Below are 17,359 nucleotides of genomic sequence, written 5' to 3' on the forward strand. Positions count from 1 at the left end.
ATGACAGCCTAACAGTGAGCCTGCGGCGGCAGGTATTAGCAAAACGTCTTAGACAGGGACAGCCTTCTGCCAACAGGGCCCTCTGTTTTCGTTGCAAAAAATATTGCGTTACGGGAAAGCGTGCCATTTTTTCACAGGCTTTTTTTTGGCGAATAACGAAAGATGACGATAGTGGAATATTATTCCGCCAAAGCTGCTTTATATGTCATTTCATTCATCTCGGCACGAACTATTTTCATGGCATTTATTTAAGGCAACCCACGTTAAGCGAAAAGTGAAATAGTTATTGCATAATAACTTTTATTTCATATCAGCTGTTAAATCCATGGAAAATAAATTTTGTGAGCCATCCCATAAAGCGAGCATGGCACCATGTTCATCCAGCCGCACACGGGTTACGGTTACAACGTGAAATAATCTACCGGATGTTCAATATCAGGCCAGATTTCTCGCCAATCACTACGCAATCCACAGTGAGTTTGCGTACCTTGGATGTATGACGCAGAAACCCTATCGACCCGATATTCCGCCGAGCCCAAACCTGCTTTATCAAGGAGCATTTTATGTGTGCCGTGCCGAATACCACACCACGCAGACAATTCCCTACTGCATTTACCATTCTGTTTCTTATTATGTTACTGGCCATTGCACTGACCTGGATAATTCCGGCGGGCGCCTATGCCAAGCTCTCTTATAATCCAGCCAGTGAAAGTCTGATGGTCAATAGCCCACAGGGGGAAATAAGCCGACTTCCCGCAACCCAGGATGCCCTGGCAAAACTTAACATCAATATTGCGGTGGAGCAATTTACCAACGGCACCATCCGCAAGCCCATTGCCATTCCCGGCACCTATGCCCGATTGGAGCAAGCGCCCAAGGGGTTCGGTGACGTGGCGGTCAGCATGGTCAAGGGCACCATAGAGGGGGCGGATATCATCGTCTTTATTCTGGTGCTCGGGGGGCTGATCGGCGTCATCAACAAGACAGGTGCCTTCAGTGCAGGGCTGGTGGCGTTGTCGCGCAAGACCCGGGGCAACGAGTTCCTGTTTGTGGCGCTGGTCTGCTTCGTAATGGCGCTGGGAGGCACCACCTGCGGACTGGAGGAAGAGGCGGTCGCCTTCTACCCCATACTGGTGCCCATCTTTCTGGCGCTCGGCTATGACTCCATCGTCTGCGTAGGGGCCATCTTCCTCGCCGCCTCCATGGGAACCACCTTCTCCACCATCAATCCCTTCTCGGTGGTGATCGCCTCCAATGCCGCCGGCATTCCCTTTACCGAGGGGCTGATCTTTCGCGCCATTGGCTGTCTGGTGGGCACCCTGGTGGTGATCGGTTATCTCTACTGGTACTGCAAGAAGATCAAGGCCAACCCTGCCTTCTCCTACACCTATGAGGACAGAGAGAGCTTTCGCGCCCGTTTTCTCAAAGAGGGCTCTATGGACGAAGGGGTGCCCTTCACCCTGCGCCGCAAGATCATTCTGACCCTGTTTATCCTCGCCTTCCCGCTGATGGTGTGGGGCGTCTCCATGGCCGGTTGGTGGTTTCCGCAGATGGCAGCCTCCTTCCTGACCATCGCCATCATCATCATTTTTATCTCGGGTCTCAAAGAGAAAGAGGCAGTCGAGGCCTTCACTCAGGGGGCGTCGGAGCTGGTGGCGGTCTCCCTCATCATCGGGCTGGCACGGGGGGTCAATCTGGTGCTGGATCAGGGGATGATCTCGGACACCATTCTGGCCTACGCCTCCGATCTGGTCTCCGGCATGCACGGCGCCGTGTTCGCGGTGGCGCAGATGCTGGTGTTCACCCTGCTGGGGCTGGTGGTGCCCTCCTCCTCCGGGCTGGCAGTGCTCTCCATGCCCATCATGGCGCCGCTGGCAGATACCGTGATGATCCCCCGCTATATCGTGGTGTCGGCCTACAACTGGGGCCAATACGCCATGCTGTTCCTGGCCCCCACCGGACTGGTGCTGGTCACCCTGCAGATGCTCGGCATCCAGTTCAACAAGTGGGTCAAGTTCGTGCTGCCCATGGTGGGCTTTGTGCTGGGATTTGGCGCCCTGATGCTGGTGGCGCAAGTGATGTTGGCCTGATGGGCCTGTGATACATGAGTGACAACACCCCGTGCCTGGCGCGGGGTGTTCTTTTGCCAACCTTAGTGGCGCATCCTCCCCTGCTGGCGGAAGCAGTAGAGTTTAAGGCTGATATCGGCGATATCGGCGGGAAGCTCCTCTCCCTGCTCGGCCAGGGGTCGGTAGAGGGATGAGAGCAGACGTTCGGCCTGCTGCACCGTGATGATGTTGGCCTGGATGGCTGGGGTGATCCAGCTGGGTAACATTGACATATCTCCCCCTCGTTGATCCGGTGATCTCGGGTGAACCTCTTCATTTCAGGTCTTACGCAGTTGTCTGCCGACCCGCTCACCCTCTGCTTCACCCAATCAAAGCAAAATGCTTGCCGTGATCTCTTATCGGCCAACATCTGATGGGGCTGGAGCCATTTATCAACCACTTGCGTGGCCATCTCAACGAACAGAGCCCTTGCTCAAAGCCTCCCTTGACCTGCCCCCGTCAGCACTTTGCCACTCTGGCATTCTGCTCACCGCCCGCCTTGCAAATTGCGACTCGAATTGCTCCTTATCACACTGGCAAAGCCCGCCATGCGCCGGAAACTGGTCACTTTTAGTCCGTTGTCGCCAAAGTCAGACACTTTTTCATGGTGGCTATTTTTTGACCTTGCCAGCGCCTGTCGCAGACCCATCCCCCTCGCCTTGTCCGGCCAGCCGGTTGTGACAAGATGGCGCCAGATTGGAACAGCCCGTATGGGTATGCAGGAGAAGAACAAGATGAACAGATCCATGATGGCAGGTATCGGTATTGGCATCGCCTCGGCCCTGGCACTCTCGGCGGCGGCCAGTGGCTCCCTCTTTACACCCCAGCCCACCTTTGCCGAGGTGATCGCCAGCAAGCCGATCACCGAGAGCATCAAGACTCCCCGACAGGAGTGTCGCAACGTCACCGTGACCCATCGCAAGCCGGTACAGGATGAGCACAAGATCCTCGGCACCGTGGTTGGCGCGGCGCTGGGGGGCGTGGTCGGCCACCAGTTTGGCGGTGGCAGCGGCAAGAAGGTGGCCACCGCAGCCGGGGCAGTCGCGGGTGGCTATGCCGGTAATCAGGTGCAGGGCAATATGCAGGCGGGCGATACCTACACCACCACCGAGCAGCGCTGCAAGACGGTGCAGGATACTAGCGTCAACACCATAGGTTATGACGTGACCTATCGTCTCGCAGGTCAGGAGGGGGTGATCCGCATGAAGCAAGCCCCCGGTGCCACCATTCCGGTCAAAGATGGCAAATTGGTGATCGACCAGCCAAAAGTGTGATTTCTCTTGGCGCTACTCAGCAGCAGGCCCGCCTCTTTCGAGGCGGGCCTGTGTTTTTGGGCGGCTTGTTTCCTTTCTCACACAACAGCATGCACCACTCACGGCACCCGAACTATCACCCTTTGCAGCACTTCTTCACCGCCCGCACCACGTTCTGATACCCGGTGCAGCGGCAGAGGTTGCCCGACAGCCCGCGGCGGATCTCCGCATCGGTCAGCGGACGACGTGCGGTCTTGTCGAGCAGAGCGGCGCTCGCCATCACGAGGCCCGGGGTGCAAAAACCGCACTGCACCGCCCCCTCGTCGATAAAGGCCTGCTGCACATCGGAGAGCTCATTCCCCTTACGCTCCCCCTCCACGGTACGAATGGATTTGCCATCGGCCCACACCGCCAGATAGAGGCAGCTGTCGATAGCAGTGCCATTCACCCGCACGGTACAGGCGCCGCACTCACCGACACTGCACCCCTCTTTCACACTGATAAGCCCCTGCCCGCGCAGGAAGTGGAGCAGCGACATGGTGGGCGACACCGCATAGGAGTAAGGCTTGCCGTTGATCTCGCACTGGATCTCCACTGCGGGACAGCTTTGCGGTTGCATCATAGGATCTTCCCTCCGGCACGTTCGACTGCGCAGGCGACCACCCGCTGCGCCAGGGTTTTGATGAGGTGCAGGCGAAACTCTTTTTCCGCCCGCCAGGAGGAGCGCGGTGCCACATCGGCCACCACAGCCTCGGCAATGGCGGCCAGTGTGGCGCGAGTCAGGGGTTGCCCTTCGGCCGCCGCTTCCGCGTGAGGCGTGCGCACCGGCGTCGGGGCCGCCACGCCATAGGCCAGCCGCAGGCGCTTGAAGTGACCATCCTCAATCTGACAGTAGGCGGCGCAGCCGATGGTGGCGATATCCATGGCATCGCGCATGGCGTATTTGAAGTAGTGGGAGCCCACATGGGGGTGCGAGTCCGGCGCAAAGTGAAACGCCACCAGAATTTCCGCCGGTTGCAGCGCCACCTTGCCGGGGCCGGTGTGAAAACCGGCGATGGGGATGCGGCGCGTACCGTTAGGGCCAGCAATCTCAAGCTCGGCCTCCAGCGCGACGGTCGGCGCCGCCGAGTCAGCACTGGTGGCGCCGTTGCAAATATTGCCGCCATAGGTGGCGACGTTGCGGATCTGCGGGCCGGCGATGGTGGCGGCCGCCTCGGCCAGCATCGGCAGGCGGCGCTGCACCAGCTCGTTTTCAATCAGCTCGGTAAAGGTGGTGCCGGAGCCGATACGGATCGACCCATCAGGCAGCTCGCTCACCCCTTTGAGCTCGGGCAAGTCGTGAATATCGACGATATGGCGATAGGCGGCGTTGAGGTGATGGAGCTGGATCATCACATCGGTGCCACCGGCCAAGAGACGCGCCTCAGAGTCGGCCTGACGCAGGGCGACCGCCTCGGCCACACTGTGCGCCTTGTAGTAACGGGCAATATCAAACATGGTGTTGCTCCTCCCCTGCTCCCTCGCCAATCAGACCCGCCGCGACAAACTCCCGAAACAGGGTTTTGGGGGTGATGGGCAGCTCGTTGATGGCCACCCCGGTCGCCATGCGAATGGCGTTACGGATGGCGGGGCCCGGCGAGATGATGGGCGGTTCCCCCAGGGATTTGTGGCCATAGACCGACTGGGGCTCGTAGGTCTGCACGAAGTCGCATTCAAGCTCTGGCAAATCCAGCATGGTGGGAAACTTGTAGTCGAGCAGGTTGGGATTGCGCACCACGCCGCTCTTGGCATCGATGATCATCTCCTCGAACAGGGACCAGCCGATCCCCATCCCCATGCCGCCATGCACCTGTCCCTCCGCCAGTTGCGGGTTAAGGATCTTGCCCGCATCGTGCAGGTTAATGATGCGATTGATAGTCACCTTGCAGAGATCGATATCGACGCTGAGATCGACAAAGGTGCAGCCGAAACTGGGCGGGTTAGTGGTGGTCTTGTGGGAGACCTCGGAGGTGATCTGACCGCCGATAGTGAGGTGGTAGTAGGCGTTGACCGACACTTCGGCGACGCTGATCAGTACCTTGTCCGGTGCGCCAGCCAGCACCACGTAGCCGTCGATCAGGGTCAGCGATCCTACATCCTGATGGCAGAGTTGGGCCGCCAGCGACAAAATGCGGGCCCGCAGCTGCAGCGCCGCCTGATGGATGGCGGGCGCCGCCACATAGCTCTGGCGCGAAGCGAACGAGCCAGGATCATAGGCGGTGATGTCGGTATCCTGAGTCGAGATGACCCGGATCTGCTCAAACGGAATGCCTAACGTCTGGGCCGCCATCTGGGCAAAGACGGTATCCGACCCCTGCCCTATCTCGGTGGCACCGATCTGCAGATTGACGGTGCCATCCTGATTGAGCAGCATGCGGGCGCCGGCAATTTCGACCCCCACCGGGTAGGTGTTGGAGCCGTAGCTAAAACACGCAACCCCGATGCCGCGCCGCACCCTGCTTGCCGGATCCTGCGCCAGACATTCGGCCTTGAGCCGTTCCCACTGGAACTGCTCGCCCCCCCGGCGCAGACACTCAGGCAACCCGGCGCTGTAGATGGTCTTCTGGTTGACCTGATTGACATCCCCCTCGCGCGCCACGTTGGCGATGCGCACATCAAGCGGATCCAGCCCCAGTTCGGCGCAGGCATCGTCCAGCATGCACTCGAGGGCAAAAATCGCCTGCGGCGCGCCGTAACCGCGCATTGCACCGGCGGTGGGCAGGTTGCTGTAGAAGGTTTTGGCGTCATAACCGAAGGCGCTGCGCGGATAGAGGTAGCTGATCTTGTTGCCACCGGCGCTGGCGATGGAGTGGCCATGGGAGGCATAGCCGCCGGTGTTGGAGAGCACATCGAGCTGATACCCCTTAAGGGTGCCATCCCGGTTGATACCGAGGGTGCCGTCGATGGCAAAGCCGTGGCGGGTGCGGGAGGCAAAAAAGCACTCTTCCCGGCTCAGGGTCACCTTGACCGGCACACCGCCAAGCTTGTAGCTCAGAAACGCCGCCATCGGCTCTTCCAGCACATCCTGCTTGTTGCCAAAGCCGCCGCCCATATAGGGTTTGATCACCCGCACGCTCGACCAGGGCAGGCCGAGAGATTTGGCCACCCGGCTGCGCACTATCTGGGGGATCTGGGTACTGCTGACCACTATGATGTGGTCCGGCTGATCCATATAGGCGTAGCAGGTCACCGTCTCCAGATGGCAGTGCTGCACCACCGGCGTCCGGTAGTGCCCCTGAAACTGCAGATCGGCCGCTGCGATGGCCTGCTCCGGGTCATTGGCACGAAGCTGGCTTTGGCGCAGCAGATTTCCGCTCGGGTGGATGGGATAGGCATCGTCGGCCAGCGCACTTTCGGCATCCGTCATCACCGGTAGCGGCTCGTAAGTCACCTTGACCAGGGCGGCAGCCTTCTCGGCGACCAGCGGATCGCGCGCCACCACGATGGCGACCCCATCACCAAAGTGACGCACATGGTCGGTGAGCAAACGCCGGTCTTTCACATCCCGTTTCTCCTCATCAAGGGACCAGGCGTGACCGGCGGTGCGAAAACAGGTGGTAGGGACATCTTCATGGGTAAACACGGCTTCAACCCCGTGCAGGGCCAGCGCCTCGGTCGCGTCGATGGCGAGCACCTTGCCGTGGGCAATATTGCTGCGCACATACTTGGCGTGGCGCATCCCGAGCATGATGTTGTCATCGGTATAGCGGGCGCTGCCGGTCACCTTGGCCTCGGCATCCACCCGCTTGAGCGGTAATCCTATGGACATATGCAAGTCCTTTTTCGAATGGAAAAATCTGGAACCGGCATAAAAAACAGCAAGATATGCGCCTGTTTCCCGCCATCGTCAGGAGAATGGGGAGAAGTGTGAAGGGGATCCCATCTAGCCCGCTTTTGTTGGCCCGAAGCGACAAGCCAAGGGCAGCCCCTGAGCAAATGGGGCACATCAGCGGTGAAAAAATCGGCAGAGCGAGTAGAGCAAGGGTGGGAGCCTATCAATCTGGTAGGGGGATTTATCAAAATGGTATCGAGATGGCCCCCCAACTGCGGAGACGGCCGAGGCGTGATAGCCAGCGTGGGCGGGCTGAGCGCCGCAAACATAAGCAGATATAAAAAACGCAGATATAAAAATGGGGCCGCCAGTGCGACCCCAAACGGGCGGGTTATCCCTAAATAGCCCACCCCCCAGCATAAAAGAGCACCAGCGCCAGGGCGATGACCACGGTGCCGACGTTGAGCTTGTGCCACTCCTTCGAGCAGATGCGGCCGATCACCAGCGAGCTGAAGCCGAGCATGATGCCGGTGACGATATTGCAGGTGAGCACAATAAATACCGCGCACACCAGCCCGGACATGGCCCCGACAAAGTCATCGAAATCGAGCTTGGTGACATTGCTCAGCATCAGGAGTCCCACATACATCAGGGCCGGTGCGGTGGCATAGGCCGGCACCAGATAGGAGAGCGGCGAGAGGAACAGCATCAACAGGAACAGGCCGCCGACCACGGTCGCGGTGAGGCCGGTTTTGCCCCCCGCCGCCGTGCCTGCTGCCGATTCGATATAGACGGCAGCCGGGGCCGCCCCCACCAGACTGGAGAAGATGCTGCTGACCGAGTCGGCACTGAGTGCCTTGCCGCTGTTGATGATGTGACCATCCTTATCGAGCAGGTTGGCCTGCCCCGCCACGGCGCGGATGGTGCCGGTGGCATCGAATACCGCTGTCATCACCAGCGCCAGCACGCTGGGCAGCACCAGCGGCGAGAGGGCCCCCATGATATCCAGGCTGAAGATGAGGGACTTGCCCTGATCGTCCGAGAGGCTCGGCAGGGCGAACAGCCCCTGATACTTCACCGCCGGATCGAAGATAAGGCCGAAGATGGAGATGGCGATGATCACCAGCAGGATCCCCCCCGGTACTCTCAGCTTCTCCAGCCCGAAGATCACCGCAAGGCCGATCAGGGACATAATGACCGGCATGGAGGTAAAAGCCCCCAGCGCCACCGGCAGCCCCTCCAGCGGGTTCTTGATCACCAGCCCCACCCCGTTGGCGGCAATAAGCAGCAGGAAGAGACCGATACCGATGCCGGTGCCGTGGGCAATCCCCATCGGCAGGTTGTCGAGGATCCAGCTACGCACCCCGGTCACCGAGATGGCGGTAAACAGTACCCCCATCAGGAAGACGGCCCCCAGCGCCACCGGAATGGGGATCTGCTGCCCCAGCACCAGACTGAAGGCGGTAAACGCCGTGAGGGAAATAGCGCAGCCGATGGCCATCGGCAACTTGGCCCAAAGCCCCATCAAGAGTGAACCGAACCCCGCCACCAGACAGGTGGCGACAAACACGGCGCCGGGAGGAAAGCCCGCCTTGCCGAGCATGCTCGGCACCACGATCACCGAGTAGACCATGGCAAGGAAGGTGGTGAGGCCCGCCAGCACCTCCTGTCTGACGTTGCTGCCCCGCTCGCTGATCATAAAGTAGCGATCAAGAGCCGTGAGCGGCTGTTGCTTTGCTGCGCTCTGGCTGGCGTCATCATTGGCCAGCTGTTCCACGCTGTTTGTCCTGCTGTTTGCTTGGGTCATACCCAACTCCTTCACACGCGCCTGAATGTTCCATGACGAAATGGCGACAGGATCTGCGGGTCTGCCGAGCGCCAGTCTGATGAGAAACAGGCGATGGTGGCAGAGGATGCGACAGACAGACCAGGGCAGGCAGCCTTGACTCAAACGTTTGCCTTGCTGGTCAAAAAAACCGGGCCATTTCACGTTCTATGCGGGGAGATCCCCTGTCGTGCGGCAAGACTGGCGCCCCTGTGGGGCACGCCAGCCGCCGTATTCGTTGGGGCTGCGCCGCGGCAGCCCACTCCAGCCCCTACCCCCGTTCATGCACCAGTTGGCCATCCACGTAGGTGCGATAAATGGATCTGTCATCCCCTAGGGTCAACAGCACAAAGAGCTTGTCCCGCAAGGTGGTGGAGTTGTCATAACGCAGCTGCTGCAGCGGGGTGGCGACCGGGTCGAGCACCACGAAGTCCGCCTCCTTGCCCACCGCAAAGCTGCCGATCTTCTCATCCAGCCCGAGCGAATGTGCGCCGCCCAGGGTCGCCAGATAGAAGGCCTGATAGGCCGAGAGCCGCTCACCCTGCAACTGCATCACCTTGTAGGCCTCGTTGAGGGTCTGCAGCATGTTGAAGGTGGTACCGGCGCCGATGTCGGTGCCCATCCCCACTTTCACCTGCTTGCGCCACGCCTTGTGCAGCTTGAAGAGGCCGCTGCCGAGATAGAGGTTGGAGGTGGGACAAAACGCGATAGTGGAGTTGGTCTCTTTCAGACAATCCCACTCCTGCTCTTCCAGATGGACGCAGTGGGCAAACACGCAGTTGTGGCCGGTGAGCCCATGCTGGTGATAGACATCGAGATAGCCCTTGTGCGCCGGGAAAAGAGATTTGACCCAGGCGATCTCGTCCTTGTTCTCGCACAGATGGGTGTGCAGATAGGTGGTGGGAAACTCTTCGCGCAGTCGCCGCGCCATCGCCAGCTGCTCGGGTGTCGAGGTGGGTGCAAATCGTGGTGTGATGGCATAGAGCAGTCGACCATTGCCGTGCCAGCGCTCGATAAGCTGCTTGCTCTGCACATAGCTGCTCTCGGCGGTATCGAGCAGATAGTCGGGTGCATTGCGATCCATCATCACCTTGCCGGCGATCATCCGCATATTGATGCGGCTGGCCGCCTCGAACAGCGCATCCACCGACTCGCGGTGAACGGTGCCGAACACCAGCGCCGTGGTGGTGCCGTTGCGCAGCAGCTGCTTGATAAAGAAGGTGGACATCTCGCGGGCATATTCGAGATCGTTGTAGCGCCGCTCGGCCGGGAAGGTGTGGCGGTTGAGCCACTCCAGCAGCTGCTCGCCATAGGCCCCCACCATTTCACTTTGGGGATAGTGAATGTGGATATCGACAAAGCCGGGCACTATCATCTTGCCGCGGTAATCCCGCACCCGTACCTCGGCCGGAATGCGATCCTTGCCCTCCTCCCACTCACCAAACCAGTCGATGCAACCGTTGCGAATGATCAGCAGACCATCCTCTATAAGGCGGGCGTTGGACTCAATCTCCTCGGGCTGATCCACCACCCGGGTGATATCGAAGAAGCTGCCGCGTACCGCTTTGACAGAGTTGTCGTTTTTCATAACCGTTTCCCTGTTTTTCTTGTTCTGTTGACGTTTTTGCCGGTTTAACCGTCAGATCCGTTCCACTTGTGGCGCAACCGCCTGCCCGGGCACTGGCTCTGGTGACCCCTCACCCTTGCTGGCCGATGACAGGCCCGCGCTGCGGGCGGTAAAGATCACATCCGGCTTGTCGCTCAGCTGGATCACCTCTACCGCCTCGGCATCCTTGATGGCCGCCTTGCGTTTGCGGCTTTGCGGCAACACCAGATTCATGATGATGGCGGTGATGCCGCCGGCGCAGATGGGGTTCTCCACCAGCATGTAGATACCCGCCGGCAGCACCTTGAAGACGTTCGGGTCGTAGGAGACGCCGAGCCCCAACCCCAGCGAGGTGGCGACAATCAGGGTCTCCCGTCGATCGAAGCCGTGGCTGATGATGATGCGACCACCAGCGATGGCGATCATGGAGAACATGATGACCATGGCGCCCCCCATCACAGGTGACGGTATGGTGGTAAAGAAGCGCCCCACCACCGGGAAGAGCCCCAGCAGCACCAGAATGACGGCGATAAACTTGCCCACATGGCGTGAGGCCACCCCGGTCATCTGGATGACGCCGTTGTTCTGGGCGAAGGTGGTGAGTGGCAAAGAGCCGAGGGCAGAGGCGATCACCGATACCAGACCGTCAGCCAGCACGCCGCCGGAGAGCCGTTTTTGAAACTCGGGGCCCTGAATATCCCGGTGGGAGACCATGGCGGTGGCGGTGATGTCCCCCACCGCCTCCAGCACGCTCAACAGATAGATGGTACCCGCCAACATAAAGGCGTGAAAATCGAAGGAGAAACCGTACTTGAACGGGATAGGCACCGTAATAAGCGGCAGGTCCTCAAGGGCGGAGAAATCCACCATACCGAGCATCAGGGCCACTGCATAACCCACCATCAGGCCGATGGCAATGCCGCTCATCCGCAGCAGCGGGCTTCGGCTGCAGTTGAAGGCGACGATGACACAGAGCACCAAGAGCCCCAGCCCGATGTGCTCGTATTTGCCAAAGGTGCCGCTGCTCATGGCGGAGAATCCGCCGCCAAAGTCGATGATCCCCACCTTGATAAGGCTCAGGCCAATCATCAGTACCACTACCCCGCTCACGGTCGGGGTGATCACCCGCTTGAGGTAGGGCAGCACAAAGGAGGAGCCCATCACCAGAAAGGCACCGACGAAGGAGACCCCGAGCAGGGTCGAGACGATCAGCTCCTCGTGGATGCCATCTTTTTTCATGGCGCCGCCCAGCGCGATCATCACGGTGACGAAGGAGAAGTTGACCGACTGGATGGAGAGCAGCCCCGAACCGATGGGGCCATAACGGTTCACCTGCAACCAGGTGCCGATACCGGAGGCGATCATCGCCATGGAGACCAGATAGGCGGTGGTCTCGGTGGAGAGGCCCAGGGCGCCGCCGACGATCAGCGCCGGGGTCACCATGGGAACAAAAATGGCCAGCAGATGGGTCACTGCGCCCATCAGGGTTTGATAAAACGGGGGGTTGTCTTCCAGCTCGTAAATGAGATCCGAGTGCTTGCGTGTTGTTTTAGACATCGTGTTTGTCCCATCACACAGAATGTAGGCGGAGTACTCATTCCGCCGTCAGGTGCTGGGGGCGAGCTGGCGCCCGCCCCTCACCTTTTCTTTTGTTATGCCGACACTTTTTGCTCCAGCTTGCCCAGCTCGCGCAGGATCTGCTCCGGCGTGAAGTGCCACTTGCGCAGCCAGACACCGCAGGCGTCGTGGATGGCGGTGGCGATGGCTGGCGCCGCGCCGTTGACCCCGATCTCCGAGATGGACTTGGCGCCGTAAGGGCCGACCTTGTCGTCACTCGGTACCAGGAAGGCCCGGAAGTCACGCGGAATGTCGCCAATCTTGGGCGCGCCATAGCTCTTCAGATCCCGGGTGAGCGGAATGCCCTTGCTGTCGTAGCAGATCTCCTCGGTCAATGAGTGGCCGATGGCCCGCATGGTCGCCCCGTAGATCTGACCGAGGGCCAGTTCCGGGTTGATGGGGGTGCCGCAGTCGAGCAGGGCGTAGAACTTGTCGAGCCGGATCTCGCCGGTTCTGACGTTGACCGCCACCTCGGCGAAGTTGGCCCCGTACGGGAAGGCAAGCTCAGAGGTGATGTAGCTGGCGGTGCCCACGAGGATACCGAAGCCGGTACCGGTCTCGGCCTTGTGGGCCAGCTTGGCGAGGGTCACCTCCCCCAGCTGGCCGCGCACCAGGCCCGGGAACGCCAGCTCAACATCTGTTACCGGCTCGCCCAGCATGGCGGCACCGTGGAACAGGATCTTCTCCTTGAGGTTCTCGGCCGCCTTCTTGGCCGCGTTGCCGGAGAAGCAGGTACCTGACGAGGCGTAGGCCCCCTTGTCAAACAGGGCGTGGTCGGTATCACCGGAGATGACATGCACATCCCCGAGCGGGCAGTGCAGCACTTCAGCGGTCAGCTTGGCCACCACGGTATCGAGGCCGGTGCCGATATCGGCGCCACCGGAGTGAACGATAAAGGTGCCGTCCGATTCCAGCTTGACCATGCAGTTGGCCTGATCGATATCGGGGATCCCCGATTTTTGCATGATGATGGCGACGCCACGGCCGATGCGCCAATCCCCGTCAGCGGGTTTGGGGCTATCCCAAGCAATCAGTTCGCGACCCTGTTTGAGGATGGGCTCGAGGGCGCAGCTGGCGGCGTGGGGCACAGAGGTAGGCATCTTGCCCTCGCCGATGGCCCCCAGCACCTTGAGGATGTCCCCTTCATGCACCCGGTTGTGCTCTACCATGTCGAGCTGATCGATGCCCAGTTTCTCGGCCAGCTCGGCAATGGCCATGGTCAGGGCGAAGTTGCCCTTGGGCGCGCCATAACCCTGATAGGCACCGGTCGGGCAGATGTTGCTGTAGTAGGTGTTGACGGTAAAGCGCACGTTGTCGCACGGATAGAGCGGCAGGGAGAGCGCCGGGCCGTTGCTTGGCACCGTCAATGAGTGGTTGCCGTAAGGGCCGGTGTTGGCACGAAAATCCATATCTATGGCGGTGATGGTGCCATCCTTCTTGGCCCCCACTTTCACCTTCACCTTGGCCACGTGGCGGGAGGTGTTGCTGATGAACTCCTCTTCACGGGTGTAGCGGAAGGTGACCGGACGGCCGGTGACCCTGGTCGCCCAGGCGCACACCTCTTCCAGCAGGATGTCCTGCTTGGAGCCAAAGCCGCCCCCTACCCGCTCCTTGATCACGTGCACCTGATGTTGCTTGAGGCCGACGATCCGCGCCACCTGACGGCGCACGTGCCACGGCACCTGGGTGGATGCGTGAATGACCAGACGATCCCCATCCATGTAGGTGAAGCAGATGTGCGGCTCGGTCGGGCACTGCTGGGCCTGAGTCGATTCGTAGGTGCGCTCGACTATCTCGTCCGCCTCGGCAAAGCCTTTTGCCACATCGCCGATCTGGCCATGGACGCTGGCGGCCAGGTTCTCGTGCGGGCGAGAGCCGATGGGGAAGTTGATGATCATGTGCTCGTCGCCGCGGCGCACCGAGCAGGCGTTCTGCTGCTCGAGATCCGCCGGCGCCCCGGCCATATAGACGATGGGCTCGTCGTGGACCAGCGGCGCATTGGGGGCCATAGCCTCGTCAATGCTCATGACCGCCGGCAGCACCTGATACTCGACCTCGATGAGTTTGAGGGCCGCCAGCGCGACAGCTTCACTCTCGGCCACCACGGCGGCGACCCTGTCACCTACGTGGCGCACCTTGCGGCTGAACATACGGCGATCGAGCGGTGACGGCTCGGGAGCACTCTGACCACCCGGGGTGTAAAACACATCCGGACAGTTGAGGTGGGTGATGACATGCACGACGCCCGGCAGCGCTTGCGCGCGGCTCACGTCGAGTCTGGTGATCACCGCATGAGGATGGGGACTGCGCAGCATCTTGATGATCAGCGCATCTTCAGTAACCCGATCCTCCACGTAGCAGGGCTTGGCCTGCACCATCTTGGCGGCGTCAACCTTGGGGCAGCTCTTGCCGATATGGCGCAGATCGTCGCGAAACTCCGGGGCAATCTGGCACAGGTAATCGGGATCCTTCATCCGTGAACTGGCAAGCTCGATAGCCTGATAGAACTGCTGGTAACCGCCGTCCCGGTGAAAGAGGCCCGAGAGCGCGTCGTCGATTTGATCACGGGTGGGCTCGGGGTGGCGATCAAGCAGGTCGGTGACGATGAGCGCGGCGGCCGGATCGTTGTAGCCGGACTGCACCACCCCCACGTCCACCATCGCCTGCTGTAACAGACTGAGCTGGTTCCAGCTGCCCAGCGACTCGGCGGTGCGCACGTCGGCTCCATCCAGCTGGGCGGCGATCAGCAGGGAGGCGTTGATCACCTTGCCGTTGAAGAGAATGGCGTCGGAGCCGGCGAAGCCGAAGCCGTCGTCGCTGTTGCGCACCGAATGCATCCGGCACTGGTTGAACAGCACCCGCTGGGCATTGTCACCGGCCTTGCAGATGACGGTGCGCAGGGCACCGTTCAGGGTAAAGTTGAGTTCCATCATGCTTGCACCTCCTGCTGCTGGCAATCCACCAGCAGATCCGCCACCACTACACCGGTGATATACCGCTTGTAACTCACGCTGCCCGCCAGATCCTCACGGGGCGCAATCAGCTCGCTCACGGCGGCCTCCAGCGCGGCATCGTGCAGATCGCGGCGCTCCAGATCCCGCAGGCGCATCGGCTGCGGGGTAACGCCAGCGACGGCTACCCGCATTTCGCCAATGCTGTCGAGGGCTACCGCGGCGGTCATTACTGCCAAGCCATCGGCGTTGCGGCTGATGCGGCGGGTGGCGCAGCGCAGTTCGGGCTCCGGCAGCACAACTCCCAGCACCAGGGCATTGCGCTGACCCGCCAGATAGGCGTCGATGGGTTGCAGCAGGTTGTTCTCCAGCACCACCACGGCTTCGAGGACCAGCAGTACCGGCAGCAAGGGGGAGTCCTGCTGTTGGCAGGCAATTTCGCCGCCAATGGTGGCCTGATTGCGCAGGTGGCGGGAATAGACAAACCCCAGCGCGTCGCACAGGGCGGCCGGGGTACGGGGATCATCTTTCAGGGTCTGCAGGGTGACGGTGGCGCCGATATGGAGCTGGCCGTGCTGTTGCTCAATCTGGTCAAGCCCCAGCTTGTCCAGCGAGATAGCGACCTTCTTGTCGGTGCGAGTCGGAGCGGCGTTAAGCTTGCTACCGCCTCCCATGTAGACGGCGTCGTTGCCGAAACTGGCCTTGAGTTCCAAAGCCTGACCCAGTTGCTCGGGTCGGAAGAATTGCTCAATCATGTGTCGTCCTTACTCTTGCTGCCCGCCGCCGGGCAAATCCACAGGGCGGGCAATCCGGTCCAAAACTGTGGAAGGTGGCCTTAGGCCAGCTGATCCATCCGTTGCCACAGGCGGCTCGCCACCTTGCTGGCCTGCTCATAAATGGGCGCGACATCGAACGGGAACTCGCGATCCTGATAGACCATGCGCCCCTCCACCATCACGCTGTTGACGCTGTTCGAACCCATGCCGAAGGCGAGATGGCCACCGAGGTTACGCGGCGCCAGCGGGGTCGGTGCGTCGTAGTCGCAAATGGTGAGGTCGGCCTTGTAGCCTGGCTCCAGGCGGCCAAATTTGGCGCCGAAGTTGCGCTCCAGCAGGGTGTTGCCGTTCCAGAGGAACCGGGCAAAGCTGTCGGGCCACAGCGCTCCGCCGGCATCCTTGTGTTTGAAGTAGGCAAACTTGAGCTCTTCGAGCATGTCGGAGCCGATGCCATCGGTGCCGAGCGCCAGATTGCGATACTCCGGCAGGTGCATGTTGTAGCCCACGTGGTTGTTCATGTTGGAGCGGGCGTTGTGCACCAGGAAGGCATCGCGGCTGTTGAGCAGCTCGATGTCAGCCGGGCTCAGGTAGATGCCGTGGGCGACAAGCGACTTGCTGTCGATAAGACCAAACTCGTCCAGCCGGGCGATGGGCTCCTTGCCATAGTGGTGGTGACCGTGGGCCATGTCGTAGCGGTCTTCCGCCACATGGATATGCAGACCGCGACCGGTGACCTGCACCGCTTCGCGCAACATGGCTAGCCCCTCGTCGGGCACGGTGAAGGGGGCGTGGGCGCCGATATGAGCCTCCACCAGATAGGGTTCGTTCCCCTTGGCTTTGGCCGCATCGATCTGTTGGGCGAACAGGATGTTCTCCTCCACCCCGGCCTGCAGCTCGGCAAGGCCGCCGTTGCGATCCGTGGTCTCGAAGCAGGTCATGCCGCGCAGACCCGCCTCCATAAACCCTTTGCGCAGCACATTCAGGGAGCCCTTGATGAAGTTGGGCGAAGCGTGGTGGTCGATCACCGCGCTGCAACCGCTCTTGATCGCTTCCAGCGAGCAGATGAGGCCGCTGTAGTAGAGGGACTCTTCATCGAGCGCCCGATCGAGCCGCCACCAGAGATTTTTCAGGGTGGAAATAAAATCCGGGCAGGGGGCGATGTTGGCCATGATCCCCCGCGACAGACCTGAGTAGAAGTGGTTGTGGGCACAGACGATGCCCGGCATCACCAGCTTGCCCCCCATCTCCCGATAGTTGGCCTCCGGGTAGAGGGCCCGCAGATTGGGCCCCACCGCTTTGATAAGGGTGCCTTCGATGGCGATATCCACCCCTTCCAGCACCCGAGTCGGCTCCAGCTGGACGGCGGTGACGTTTTTCAGAATAAACATGGTGTGCTCCTTCGCTTATTCGTG

General features: G+C 60.7%; 12 protein-coding genes. 2 read left to right on the plus strand and 10 right to left on the minus strand.

What is annotated here, in order from left to right; translation table 11 throughout:
- Positions 1-563: 563 nt before the first annotated feature.
- Positions 564-2,090 (plus strand): YfcC family protein, encoded by a 1,527-nt coding sequence (locus tag G5380_RS03015; protein WP_236095560.1) that lies wholly within the window; start codon positions 564-566, stop codon positions 2,088-2,090.
- Positions 2,091-2,152: 62 nt separating this feature from the next.
- On the opposite strand, the gene G5380_RS03020 is transcribed toward G5380_RS03015, so the two are convergent.
- The gene (locus G5380_RS03020) at positions 2,153-2,341 is read right to left on the minus strand and encodes a hypothetical protein (RefSeq protein ID WP_159158888.1); all 189 of its coding nucleotides are present in this window, start codon (positions 2,339-2,341) and stop codon (positions 2,153-2,155) included.
- 501 nt (positions 2,342-2,842) lie between these two features.
- Here G5380_RS03020 and G5380_RS03025 point away from each other — a divergent pair.
- A complete protein-coding gene (locus G5380_RS03025; RefSeq protein ID WP_031227576.1) occupies positions 2,843-3,382 on the plus strand; it encodes a glycine zipper 2TM domain-containing protein in 540 nt (179 codons plus the stop codon).
- Positions 3,383-3,497: 115 nt separating this feature from the next.
- On the opposite strand, the gene xdhC is transcribed toward G5380_RS03025, so the two are convergent.
- The 9 genes from xdhC to ssnA all read right to left on the minus strand — a co-directional run bounded on the left by xdhC (position 3,498) and on the right by ssnA (position 17,335).
- Positions 3,498-3,983, minus strand: coding sequence for a xanthine dehydrogenase iron sulfur-binding subunit XdhC (gene xdhC, locus G5380_RS03030; protein WP_201997639.1), 486 nt, complete (start codon positions 3,981-3,983; stop codon positions 3,498-3,500).
- Positions 3,980-4,858: a xanthine dehydrogenase FAD-binding subunit XdhB gene (gene xdhB / locus G5380_RS03035; RefSeq protein WP_216950836.1), complete on the minus strand. Its 879-nt coding sequence runs from the start codon at positions 4,856-4,858 to the stop codon at positions 3,980-3,982. The genes xdhC and xdhB overlap by 4 nt, the downstream gene beginning before the upstream one ends.
- On the minus strand, positions 4,851-7,169 hold the full coding sequence (gene xdhA, locus G5380_RS03040) for a xanthine dehydrogenase molybdenum-binding subunit XdhA (protein WP_421352346.1): 2,319 nt from the start codon (positions 7,167-7,169) through the stop codon (positions 4,851-4,853). The genes xdhB and xdhA overlap by 8 nt, the downstream gene beginning before the upstream one ends.
- 400 nt (positions 7,170-7,569) lie before the next feature.
- A complete protein-coding gene (locus tag G5380_RS03045) occupies positions 7,570-8,871 on the minus strand; it encodes an NCS2 family permease (protein ID WP_180343373.1) in 1,302 nt (433 codons plus the stop codon).
- A 397-nt stretch (positions 8,872-9,268) separates the two neighbouring features.
- Positions 9,269-10,585, minus strand: coding sequence for a guanine deaminase (gene guaD, locus G5380_RS03050; RefSeq protein ID WP_421352347.1), 1,317 nt, complete (start codon positions 10,583-10,585; stop codon positions 9,269-9,271).
- Between the two features lie 51 nt (positions 10,586-10,636).
- A complete protein-coding gene (locus tag G5380_RS03055) occupies positions 10,637-12,160 on the minus strand; it encodes a nucleobase:cation symporter-2 family protein (RefSeq protein WP_421352348.1) in 1,524 nt (507 codons plus the stop codon).
- A 95-nt stretch (positions 12,161-12,255) separates the two neighbouring features.
- Entirely contained in the window at positions 12,256-15,153 is a 2,898-nt protein-coding gene (locus tag G5380_RS03060; protein ID WP_421352349.1) for a molybdopterin-dependent oxidoreductase Mo/Fe-S-binding subunit, read from the minus strand.
- Entirely contained in the window at positions 15,150-15,926 is a 777-nt protein-coding gene (gene ygfM, locus G5380_RS03065; RefSeq protein ID WP_421352350.1) for a molybdopterin-dependent oxidoreductase FAD-binding subunit, read from the minus strand. Before ygfM ends, G5380_RS03060 begins: the two co-directional genes overlap by 4 nt.
- Before the next feature lie 80 nt (positions 15,927-16,006).
- Positions 16,007-17,335, minus strand: a complete 1,329-nt coding sequence (gene ssnA, locus G5380_RS03070; protein ID WP_421352351.1) for a putative aminohydrolase SsnA — start codon at positions 17,333-17,335, stop codon at positions 16,007-16,009.
- Positions 17,336-17,359 lie beyond the last annotated feature (24 nt).

The organism is Aeromonas sp. 604443, assembly GCF_049170315.1.
GTDB classification, from domain to species: domain Bacteria; phylum Pseudomonadota; class Gammaproteobacteria; order Enterobacterales; family Aeromonadaceae; genus Aeromonas; species Aeromonas veronii_A.

Coding starts and splice junctions, on each gene's coding strand:
- G5380_RS03015 (WP_236095560.1), top strand. CDS start 564: ATGTGTGCCGTGCCGAATACCACACCACGCAGACAATTCCCTACTGCA.
- xdhA (WP_421352346.1), bottom strand. CDS start 7,169: ATGTCCATAGGATTACCGCTCAAGCGGGTGGATGCCGAGGCCAAGGTG.
- xdhC (WP_201997639.1), bottom strand. CDS start 3,983: ATGATGCAACCGCAAAGCTGTCCCGCAGTGGAGATCCAGTGCGAGATC.
- G5380_RS03045 (WP_180343373.1), bottom strand. CDS start 8,871: ATGATCAGCGAGCGGGGCAGCAACGTCAGACAGGAGGTGCTGGCGGGC.
- ssnA (WP_421352351.1), bottom strand. CDS start 17,335: ATGTTTATTCTGAAAAACGTCACCGCCGTCCAGCTGGAGCCGACTCGG.
- G5380_RS03025 (WP_031227576.1), top strand. CDS start 2,843: ATGAACAGATCCATGATGGCAGGTATCGGTATTGGCATCGCCTCGGCC.
- guaD (WP_421352347.1), bottom strand. CDS start 10,585: ATGAAAAACGACAACTCTGTCAAAGCGGTACGCGGCAGCTTCTTCGAT.
- xdhB (WP_216950836.1), bottom strand. CDS start 4,858: ATGTTTGATATTGCCCGTTACTACAAGGCGCACAGTGTGGCCGAGGCG.
- G5380_RS03060 (WP_421352349.1), bottom strand. CDS start 15,153: ATGATGGAACTCAACTTTACCCTGAACGGTGCCCTGCGCACCGTCATC.
- G5380_RS03055 (WP_421352348.1), bottom strand. CDS start 12,160: ATGTCTAAAACAACACGCAAGCACTCGGATCTCATTTACGAGCTGGAA.
- G5380_RS03020 (WP_159158888.1), bottom strand. CDS start 2,341: ATGTCAATGTTACCCAGCTGGATCACCCCAGCCATCCAGGCCAACATC.
- ygfM (WP_421352350.1), bottom strand. CDS start 15,926: ATGATTGAGCAATTCTTCCGACCCGAGCAACTGGGTCAGGCTTTGGAA.